The following is a 9,753-nucleotide window of genomic DNA, read 5'->3' as shown; positions in this document are numbered from 1 at the left end:
CCGCTCTCGTGGTGCTCGACGAGGAGCGGACCGCGGCCGGGATCGCCTCGCTGGACGCTGACGCGCTCGGCGTGCGGGTCGGTCCGGATTCTGCGCAGAAGAGGACGACGCCCCAGGGGCGGTCCACCCCCCAGGGCTGGGTGGCCAGCACCCGGCCGCCGTAGCGGACCGAGACCTCGTAGTCGCCGTGGGCGCCCGCGGACAGCTCCAGGCCCAGCTTCACCTGGGCCTTCCCGCCCGGCGGGATCGTGCCGCGCCACTGGCGCTCCTCCCACTGCGGCGCGTACACGCCGTGCGAGGTGCCGACCTCGAAGACCGGGTCCTTCACCGGCGTCGAGCCCAGGTTGCCGACGGTGAGCACGACGTCGCGCCCGGCCGGGGCGCCGAACCAGACCAGCACCCCGTCGTCGCCGTCCAGCCGCACGGTCGCGAGCACGGCGAGGCGGCCCGCGGTGTCCTCGGCGGGCAGCGGGGCGACGGGGTGCCCGGCCACGGTGAACGCGGCGTCGGCCGCCGCCGCCGCGCCGGTGACCGTGGCGACGTGCACCACGCAGGGGCAGGGCTTGGGCGGCTCGGCGACCGGGACCTTCTTGCTGAAGGCGCCCTTGGCGTCGGTGGTGACGGCCCGTCCGTCGGCGTTGGCGCAGGAGTTGGTGCCGCCGATGACGCCGCGGCCGGGCGCGGACTGGCCGCAGATCAGCAGCGCCAGCAGGGCGCCCGGCCGCCAGCCCGAGCCGCTGACGGTGATGTCGCCGCCCTTCCCGGCCTGCGGGGCGGAGAGCTTCACGCTGGGCGCGGGTTCGGCCGCCGCGGCGCCGGGCACCGGCAGGGCCAGGGCGAGGAGCAGCAGCGCGGCGGCCGTGAGCGCGGCGGTCAGGGACCCGCGCCGCCGTCCGGGGGGCGTCTCGATCGACTTCACTGGGCTCCCGCCTCCACCAAGTCCCGTTCCTCATCTGCGAGTTCATCGTCCGCACCGGGGTGTGCCCGGCGTCTGCGCAGCAGCCAGGCGCCCGCCGCGAGGACCGCCGCGGCGCCTGCCGCGACCGGGCCCCAGGGCACGTACACCGCGGAGGTCCGCCCCTCGGCGTGCACGTCCGGGCCCGCCGTCACGCGCAGCGTCACGTCCACCGCGTCCAGCGCGGGGGCGTCCCACGGCTCGCTCAGCTCCGTGCGGGACGCGGGGGCGAGCTCTCGGCCCAGCGCGCGCCCGGGCCGGTGCAGCACCGTGCCGAACAGCCCGTCGGCGCGCACCTCCAGGCGCGGCGAGAGCGTCGTGTTGCCCCGGTTGACCAGGGTGTAGCGCAGGCGTCCGGCGGCCAGGCGGACGTCCTCCACGGTGAGCGCGGCCAGCGGGGTGCCGCCCACCCGCAGCCGTACCCGTACGGTCACCTCGCGGCCCGCGGCGCTCACCCGCAGGTCCTCGGTGCGCTCGCCGGGCACCGCGTCGGCCGGGACGGTCACGGCGAAGGGCACCTCGGCGCGGGTGCGGGCCGGGACGGTGACCTCGGCGCGCGCGAACGCGGTCCGGGGCGACCCGCTCAGCCGCACGGCCAGCGGCGCGCGCCCGGGGTTGGTGACGGCGAGCGCGTCCTGCAGGACGGCGCCGGGCACGCCCTCCAGGTAGGCGTACGGCCTGGTGCCGCCCACGGCCGCCGGCTCGGCGGTCCACTGCCCGCCGGCCGCCGCGGCGGGCGGGCCGAGCGGGAGGAGGAGGACGCAGAGCAGTGCGGCGACGGCCGCCACGACACCCGTGCGCATCGGTCAGTTCGCGGGGCGCTGACCGCGCCGGGTGAGCCAGAGCACGCCGGCGGCCCCGGAGAGCAGGACGGTCCCGCCGAGCGTGCCGAGCGCGACCGCGGAGTCCATCGGGCCGGTCTTGGGCAGCTCGCTGCCGCCGGACGGAGTGGATCCCGAGCCGCCGGACGAGCCGCCGGAGGAGCCCGAGCCGCCCTGGACGTCGAGTTCGAGGGAGGGCTTGGGGTTGTTCTTGGGCGTGCAGGTGGTGGTCGTGCCCATCGCCTTGATGGTGAGCACGCCCGCCGTGAAGGTGACCTTGCCGGACTTGGACGGGGTGTACGTACCCGACAAGTCACTGATCTTGATGGGGGTGTTGGCGGGTATGGCCGTGTCGTTCGTCGGGCCCGAGACCGCGACCGTCCCCTCGCCCGCGCCGCCCACCTTGATGACCGCGCTGGGCTTCATCGCCCCCTTGCCGAGCTCGATCGGGCTGGAGGAGACGCCCTTCTGGAAGCTCATGGTCAGGGTGTAGCCGCTGCCGCTCTTCACCGCCTTGATGTCGATCGGCGATACGGCGCCCTTGGGGCCGATCGGCGTCTGGCAGGCGTAGTCGACGTCCACGACGGCGGCGTGGGCGGGGGCGGCCGTCAGCACGACCGAGCCCGCGACCGCAGCCGCCAGCGTGAGTGACGCTGTCCGCTTCTGGTACGACACCTCGTAGTTCCCCTCGTGCGAAGTTACTGACGCCACATCAGATTGGGCGCTCAAGGTACGCCGGGGACCTTGTCGAGGGAAGACAAAGAGCACGCCTTGTCGGCGTGCTCCACAACAGCTCCATGAGAACCGCGTGACGCGGTTTTTGTCCGGGGGTGCCGTCCGGTGGCCCTACGCGGGCGCGGCCAGCTCCGCCCACACCGTCTTGCCGGGTTCCCCGGCCGCGCGGGCGACGCCCCAGTCGAGGCAGAGCCGCTGGACGATGAACATGCCGTGCCCGCCGGGCCGTCCGGCCTGGTGCGGGGTGCGCGGCGCGGGCTGTCCGGCGCCGCGGTCGGTGACCTCCAGGCGCAGCACCTTGGCCCGGTGCGAGATGCGCAGCTCCTCCGGTCCTTCGGCGTGCAGACAGGCGTTGGTGACCAGCTCGGAGACGACCAGGAGGACGTCCTCGGCGGCGGCCCTGCGGTCCGCGGTGGCGGCGGGCAGCCAGCCCCAGTCGTAGAGCGCCTGGCGCGTGAAGTCGCGCGCCAGGGGCACGATGCCGCTCGCGTTGCCCAGCTGGAGGGTGCGCAGCCGCCCCTCGGCGGGCGGGGCGCCGTCCTCCCGCGCGGGGGGGTCGGCGGGCGCGTCCGCGGTGGCCGCGGCGCCCGCGGTCGCCGTGACCGCTCCGCTCGCGTCCTGCGCGGCCTGTCCCGCCGGACCGGTACCGCCCGGCTCCGGACCGAGTTCGCTCGGCGGATGCCGCCGGGTGGTGCTCATCAGCGCTTCACCTCACCGATTCGCCAGTTGCCTTCGTCGTCGTGCGGGGAGTGCGCGGTTCCCCGTGTGCCCTGCCGGGCTCCTGCCCGCCCGTTTCGTGACAACACCCGCTTTCCCGGTGTTCCCCTGGACGGCGGGTCGCGGCCCTCAGTCGGCCAGTGCCTCGTCGAGGGTGTCGTGCACGGTGAACACCGCTTCGGCGCCGGTGATCTCGAAGACCCTCGCGACGACGGGCAGCATCCCGGCCAAGTGCACCCCTCCCCCGGCGGCCTCGGCCTTCAGCCGGGCGCCGAGCAGCACGTTGAGCCCCGTGGAGTCGCAGAACTCCAGCTGTGAGCAGTCGACCACCAGGCGTGCCCGGCCCTGGTCGAGCGCGGCCTCCAGAGGCTCGCGCAGCAGATCGGCGGTGTGGTGATCGAGCTCACCCGCCGGTGTCACCACCTCGCTCCGGCCTACGGTTCGGACTTCGACCCGAAGCCGGCCCTGATTCGCGCTGCCGACCGTCCCGCGGTCCATGCCCGTCCCTCTTCGCCGACGCCAATGACGTCGTCAGACATTACGCCTTCCGTACGCCGTTCGGTAGCCACAGCTTGGAACATTGCGCACATAACGGACAATTGACACTTGCAACTATCCCCGGGAAGCGGGTAGGGCTAGTAGGGACACAACCAACCACGGCCGGCTACGGAGGCGCCGCACACCTCAGGAAACAGGAACTGGCATCGGCGGCCATATGCCGAGAACGATGGAGGAGACCATGTCACCCCGGCTCGACGAACCGCGGACCCCGCACGCGCCGTCGGCACAGACAGCCCCCCTGACCGACCCCCGGACGGAACTGGACCTCGACCTTCCCGAGATCCCGTTCGACCAGGTGGAACCCCTGGACGCCCGGGCCCTGTCCAAGACGCTCTTCGCGCGTCTGGAAGCCCTCGAGGAGGGCACGCACGAGTACTCCTACGTGCGCAACACGCTCGTCGAACTGAACCTGGCCCTGGTGAAGTTCGCCGCCTCCCGGTTCCGCTCCCGCAGCGAGCCCATGGAGGACATCATCCAGGTGGGCACCATCGGCCTGATCAAGGCCATCGACCGCTTCGAGCTCAGCAGAGGCGTCGAGTTCCCCACCTTCGCGATGCCGACCATCATCGGCGAGATCAAGCGCTTCTTCCGCGACACCTCGTGGTCCGTGCGCGTCCCGCGCCGGCTCCAGGAGCTCCGGCTCGACCTCGCCAAGGCGGGCGACGAGCTGGCGCAGCAGCTGGACCGCTCGCCGACCGTGGCCGAACTGGCCGCCAAGCTGGGCATCAGCAAGGACGAGGTCGTCGAGGGCATGGCCGCGAGCAACGCGTACACCGCGAGCTCGCTGGACGCCCAGCCCGAGGAGGACGACTCCGAGGGCGCCCTGGCGGACCGCATCGGCTACGAGGACCACGGCCTGGAGGGCATCGAGTACGTCGAGTCCCTCAAGCCGCTCATCGCCGCGCTCCCGCCGCGCGACCGGCGCATCCTGTCGCTGCGCTTCGTCGCGGGCATGACCCAGTCCGAGATCGGCGACGAGCTCGGCATCTCCCAGATGCACGTCTCCCGGCTGCTCTCGCGCACCCTGACCAGGCTGCGCAAGGGGCTGACCCTGGAGGAGTGACGGCACCGCGCCGCCACCACCGGCTGGTACGAAGGGTCCGTTCCGTCAGGGGACGGGCCCTTCCGCCGCACTCGCCCCCGTTGTGCGTCATTGACGGGGCGGTGCGGTCCGCGCCACATTGAGCCCGGGCCCAGGGGGGAATCAGATGGTTTCTGCGTACGCGGAGCTGGAAGAACTCATGCGCGGCCGGCTCGGCAGACCGTGCCTGTACGTACCGTCCGCCCGGCTGGGGCTCTACCTCGCCCTGCGCCACTGGTGCCGCCCCGGCGGGCGCGTGCTGATGTCCCCGGTCAACGACGACGTGATCCTCTTCGTGGTCCTCGCCGCCGGGCTGCGCCCCGTACAGGCCCCCCTCGACCCGCGCGACGGCTCGCTCGACGCGGCCGCCGTCCCCGAGGAGACCTGGCAGGGCCTCGCCGCCGTCGTCACCACCAACCTGTACGGCAACCCCGACCCGGCCCCCGAGCTGCGCGCCCGCTGCGACGCGCTCGGCATCCCGCTGATCGAGGACGCCGCCCACGCCATCGGCTCCACCCTCGACGGCCGGCCGGTCGGCACCTTCGGCGAGGCCGCCGTCTTCAGCCTCTCCAAGCACACCGGGGCCCGCACCGGCGGCTTCGTCGCCGTCGCCGACCCCGCCGTGCGGGACGAACTCGCCACCCTGCGCGACGCGTTGCTGCACCCCACCGGCCCGCTCACCGAGGCCGCCCACCTGGTCCGGCCGGGCGCCGAGGCCACCGTGCGGGCCCTGCGCCTGACCGGCGCCGCCCGCGCCGCGCTGCGGCTGCTGGGGCAGCGGGAGCGCGAGGGGATACGGATGCCGCTGCGCGCCGGCGCGCTGAAGGACGCCGTGGCCGCCGCGCCCTCGCTGGACGCCTTCCACTCCTGGGTCCGGGTCGACCTGCACGACTACCGGCTGCGCCCCGGCCACGCCCGGCTGCGCCGCACCACCCGGCTGCTGCGCGCCCTGGACGCCCGGCTCGCCGCGCACCGCGCCGGCACCCACGACCTGCTCGACAGCCCCTGGGGCGCGCCCGCCCCGCGCGGCGGCGACCAGCCGCTCTTCCGGGTGCCGCTGCTGGTCGCCGACCGGGACGCGGCGATCGCCGCGCTGGCCCGCCGCCGCGTCACCACCGGGTACCTCTACGACCCGCCGCTGGACGACTACGCGGGCGAGCCCTTCACCGCGCCGTGCGCCGACCCGGGCCCGGCCCGCTGGTTCGCCCGGCACGCCCTGCCCGCCGACCCGCTGCGGGCCGAGGCCGTGCTGTCCGCCCTGCGCGAGAGCGGCGCCCAGCCGGTGAAGCCCGACCGTGGCTGAGGCGGTCGGGCTGCGCGGCGCCGACGAGGGCGGGCCGGCCCCCGGGGAGGCGGCGGACGTGCCCGCACCGCGCGACGACTCCCTCTTCCGCAACGCGTACGCCCTGATGCTCTCCACCGGGGTCTCCGCCGCGCTCGGCCTCGGCTTCTGGCTGGTCGCCGCCCGCTACTACAGCGAGGAGGCCGTCGGGCAGGGCTCCGCCGCCATCGCCGCCCAGCGGCTGCTCGCCTCCCTCACCGCCACCACCATGATCGGCGCCGTCGTGCGCTACGTGCCGCGCGCCGGGCGGGCCACCGCCGCCCTGGTCCGCCGCACCTACCTGGTCAGCTCCGTCGTGGTCGCCGTGGCCTGCGCGGGCTTCCTGCTCACGCTCGACCTGTGGGGCCCCTCGTACGCACCGCTGGGCACCCTGTCCACCGGCCTGTTCTTCACCGCGTCCTGCGTCGGCTGGGCGCTGCTCACCCTCCAGGACGGGGTGCTCACCGGGCTGCGCCGGGCCTTCTGGGTGCCCGTCGGCAACGCCGTCTTCTCCGTCGGCAAGCTGCTGCTGCTCGTCGCCTGCGCCGGGGCCGTGCCCGTGCTCGGCGTCTTCGTGTCCTGGTCGGCGGCGATCGCGCTGTCCGTACTGCCGCTGGGCTGGCTGGTGTTCCGCCGCCTGATCCCCCGCCAGGCCCACGAGGACCGGGACCGCGAGCCGCCCACGTCGCGCGAGATCGGCCGGTTCCTGGCCGGGGACTCGGTCGGCGCGCTGTTCAGCCTGGCGATGATCAACCTGCTGCCGGTGATGGTCGCGGTGCGCTTCGACGCCGCGCACAACGCCTTCTTCTACACCGCCTACACCGTCGGCGGGACCATGGAGTTCCTGGCCGTCAACATGGCCTCCTCGCTCACCGCGCACGCCTCGCACAGCCCCGAGTCGCTGGCCGCCGGGGTGCGCGGGGCGCTGCGCAGGATGGCCCTGCTCCTGGTGCCCGTGGTGCTGTTCCTGATCGTCTTCGCCCGGCAGATCCTCGCCCCGTTCGGACCGGACTACGCCGAGCACGGCACGATGGTGCTGCGCCTGCTCGCCGCCGCCGCGCTGCCCCGCGTCGCCGTCGAGCTGTACATCGGGGTGCTGCGCGTCCAGGGCCGCACCGGGGTGCTCGCACTGCTCCAGGGCGCCATGTGCGCCCTGGTCCTGGGCAGCGCGGCGGTGCTGCTCGGGGTGATCGGGATCTCCGGCGCGGGCCTGGCGCTGCTCTGCTCGATGACCGTGATCGCGCTGGCCTCGGCGCCCGGGCTGCGGGCCGCGCTGGCGGGCCGGACCCGGGGTCCCGGCCGACCGCTGTTCCCGCGCCGCCCCCGGCCGGAGCGCGTCGGGACCGGCTGGGCGCGCGAGACCGCCTACCTGCGCGGGGTGCACGACACCTCCACGCCCGCGTTCGGCCTGCCGGTGTACGTGCCCGCGCCCGCGCCCGGAGCCGGGGAGGGCGACGGGGACGACGACCGCGAGGGCCGGCCGGTCACCTGGCTGTGGCTGCTGCTTGGCCTCGCGGCCGGGCTCTTCTGGGTGCCGCTGGCCCGCGCCCGGGACGTCTCCGCCCGCCACCTGTCCGGCACCCAGCTCCTGGAGGCGCTGCCGCCGCTCACCGTCACCTCCGGCATCCTGCTGGTCGTGGTGTGCAGCGGCGCCGTCTCGCTGTACCGGCCGCGCCCCGGGCTGCTCGCCGCGGCCCTGGTGGTCACCTTCGCCGCGCTGCACTCCGCGCCGGTGCTGCTCGGCATCCGGCCCGACCCGGCCACCGGCTCGGCGGCGCGCGCGTTCGCCCGGCTGCTCGCCGGGGCCGCGGACGCCGACCTGCGCACCGTGGTGCTGCTCGCGCTGCCGGTGGCGCTCCAGGCGGTCTGTCTGGCGCTGGCCGCGGCGGTGCTGCGGGAGCTGGGCGCGGGGGTGCGGGCGACGGCGGTGGCGGTGTGGGTGCTGGCGGTGGCGGGCTGGGCGGCGCACCACGTGTTCGCGGCGCACGCGCTGCCCGCCACCGCCGTGTTCCTGGCCCTGTACGCGGGGGCGGCCGGGCTGCGTTCCGTACGGGCCGGCGGGCTCAGCGGGTCGGGACCCGCTGGGTGAACCAGCCGTCGCGGCCCGCCTCCCGGTAGCCCTCCAGGGCCGGTCCCGAGTCGACGGTGAGGTCGCACTTCTCGCCGCCGGGCACCGAGCGGTTCCACAGGACCAGGGCCCTGACCTTCGGCAGGGTGCGCACCACCTCGGGGATGCGCGCGTACCAGTCCCGTCGGCGCGCGGGGTCGCGCGCGTCGGGCGCGGTGGCGAACTCGGCGAGCATGACGGGCTTCTCGTCGCTGATGTTCTCCAGGAGCCAGTCGTAGCTGGGCCGTTGGCTGCGGTCGAAGTCCTTCCAGTCGGTGGTGTCGTGGCAGGCGTAGTAGTTGTACTGGTCCATGGCGATCCAGTCGACCTGGTCGTCGCCCGGGTAGAGCCGCTTCATCAGGTCGGCGCTGCCCAGGTAGCCGGAGACCGTCCACACCCACACCACGTTGTCCGCGCCGCGCTCCTCGAAGCGCTCGCGCAGGTGCCGGTAGGCGGCGACGTACTCCTCCGGCGTGCCCGCGCCCTCCTTGACGCGGGCGTCGGCCTCCTGGTCGAAGGAGAGGAAGACCCGCTTGCCGTACGCCTTGACCCGCTCGATCTGCGGGTCGACCAGCGAGCGGTCGTACTTCCCCGAGGCGATGTCCTTCCAGCCGAGCTGGGTCTCCGTGTAGTCCTCGTGGTGCGGCTTCGTCCACACGGTGGACTCCCAGGCCAGCATCAGCAGCCGGTCACGGCCCAGCTCCTGCTCGTCGGGGGTGAGCAGCTCCCCGTCGAGAGGCTTGCCGGACATGTCGTGGTACGTGTAGACGAGGTCGAGCCTGCGCCCGATCTTCTTCTCGAACGCGCGCACCGGCCCGGCCAGCGAGCCGTCCGCGCCGTACGGGACGTACGCCCCCCACCAGGCGCCGCACGGCGCGACGAGCAGCTCGTCGGTGGCGCAGCGGCCGGTCTGCGGCTGTCCGGAGGCCGCGTTCCGGGGCAGGCCGTGCGGGCCCCCGCCGTCGTCGCCAGCCGGGGCGCAGGCCCCCAGGGCGGTGGCGGTGGCGACGGCGAGCGCGGCGAGCAGGACGGCCGGGCGGCGGTTCACCGTCCGCCCCCGGGCACGGCGGCGGGCAGCGGCAGTCCCGGCAGCGCGGCGACGACCGTGGTGAACGCGGCGAGCGCGACCAGGAACGCGGTCGCCGAGAAGCCCTCGGCCAGGAACAGCGCGGTCGCCGTGAGCACCGCGAGCGACAGGCTGACCGGCGCGGCCAGCGCGAACGCCTCCAGGCGGGCGCCGGGGCGCGGGCGCAGCAGCGCCGCGCCGGGTCCGAAGCAGACGAACAGCAGCACGGGGACCCAGCGCACCGGCCAGCCCGCGGGCAGCAGGGTGGCCGCGAGCGCCACCCAGCCGGACAGCCCCGCGGCGGCTCTGAGCGGGAGCGGGGGCCGGGGGCGCGGTGGCGCGGGGGCCGGGGCGGACGGGGCGCGGACGGAGCGGTCCTGGGGGGCCAT

10 protein-coding genes are annotated in these 9,753 nt (G+C 74.9%); 3 read left to right on the top strand and 7 right to left on the bottom strand.

Annotation, left to right across the window (positions count from 1 at the left end):
• The 5 genes from ABT160_RS12945 to ABT160_RS12925 form a co-directional block, all read right to left on the bottom strand.
• On the bottom strand, positions 1-919 hold a 919-nt coding region (locus ABT160_RS12945), incomplete at its 3' end, for a neocarzinostatin apoprotein domain-containing protein (RefSeq protein ID WP_502984214.1).
• Positions 916-1,758, bottom strand: coding sequence for a COG1470 family protein (locus tag ABT160_RS12940; RefSeq protein ID WP_351646876.1), 843 nt, complete (start codon positions 1,756-1,758; stop codon positions 916-918). The genes ABT160_RS12945 and ABT160_RS12940, both read right to left, overlap by 4 nt.
• A 3-nt stretch (positions 1,759-1,761) precedes the next feature.
• Positions 1,762-2,451 carry an LPXTG cell wall anchor domain-containing protein gene (locus ABT160_RS12935; RefSeq protein ID WP_351646875.1) on the bottom strand — a complete coding sequence of 230 codons (690 nt, stop codon included), beginning with the start codon at positions 2,449-2,451 and terminating at the stop codon, positions 1,762-1,764.
• A 171-nt stretch (positions 2,452-2,622) separates the two neighbouring features.
• Positions 2,623-3,210: an ATP-binding protein gene (locus tag ABT160_RS12930; RefSeq protein WP_351646873.1), complete on the bottom strand. Its 588-nt coding sequence runs from the start codon at positions 3,208-3,210 to the stop codon at positions 2,623-2,625.
• 147 nt (positions 3,211-3,357) lie between these two features.
• Positions 3,358-3,726, bottom strand: coding sequence for an STAS domain-containing protein (locus ABT160_RS12925; RefSeq protein WP_351646871.1), 369 nt, complete (start codon positions 3,724-3,726; stop codon positions 3,358-3,360).
• Between the two features lie 229 nt (positions 3,727-3,955).
• On the opposite strand from ABT160_RS12925, the gene ABT160_RS12920 reads away from it, so the two are divergent.
• The 3 genes from ABT160_RS12920 (at position 3,956) to ABT160_RS12910 (ending at position 8,280) form a co-directional block, all read left to right on the top strand.
• Positions 3,956-4,852, top strand: a complete 897-nt coding sequence (locus ABT160_RS12920; RefSeq protein WP_351646869.1) for an RNA polymerase sigma factor SigF — start codon at positions 3,956-3,958, stop codon at positions 4,850-4,852.
• 178 nt (positions 4,853-5,030) lie between these two features.
• The gene (locus ABT160_RS12915) at positions 5,031-6,173 is read left to right on the top strand and encodes a DegT/DnrJ/EryC1/StrS family aminotransferase (RefSeq protein WP_351646889.1); all 1,143 of its coding nucleotides are present in this window, start codon (positions 5,031-5,033) and stop codon (positions 6,171-6,173) included.
• The gene (locus ABT160_RS12910) at positions 6,166-8,280 is read left to right on the top strand and encodes a lipopolysaccharide biosynthesis protein (protein WP_502984213.1); all 2,115 of its coding nucleotides are present in this window, start codon (positions 6,166-6,168) and stop codon (positions 8,278-8,280) included. The genes ABT160_RS12915 and ABT160_RS12910 overlap by 8 nt, the downstream gene beginning before the upstream one ends.
• Here the strand turns inward: ABT160_RS12910 and ABT160_RS12905 are convergent.
• Together ABT160_RS12905 and ABT160_RS12900 are read right to left on the bottom strand one after the other, a co-directional pair.
• Positions 8,255-9,346: a glycoside hydrolase family 26 protein gene (locus ABT160_RS12905; RefSeq protein ID WP_351646868.1), complete on the bottom strand. Its 1,092-nt coding sequence runs from the start codon at positions 9,344-9,346 to the stop codon at positions 8,255-8,257. The two genes, ABT160_RS12910 and ABT160_RS12905, sit on opposite strands and share 26 nt — an antisense overlap.
• Positions 9,343-9,753 carry a hypothetical protein gene (locus tag ABT160_RS12900; RefSeq protein ID WP_351646867.1) on the bottom strand — a complete coding sequence of 137 codons (411 nt, stop codon included), beginning with the start codon at positions 9,751-9,753 and terminating at the stop codon, positions 9,343-9,345. The genes ABT160_RS12905 and ABT160_RS12900 overlap by 4 nt, the downstream gene beginning before the upstream one ends.

Source organism: Streptomyces sp. NPDC001941, assembly GCF_040296945.1.
Classification (GTDB): Bacteria; Actinomycetota; Actinomycetes; order Streptomycetales; family Streptomycetaceae; genus Streptomyces.
This window is presented reverse-complemented; position numbering and strand designations above follow the sequence as displayed.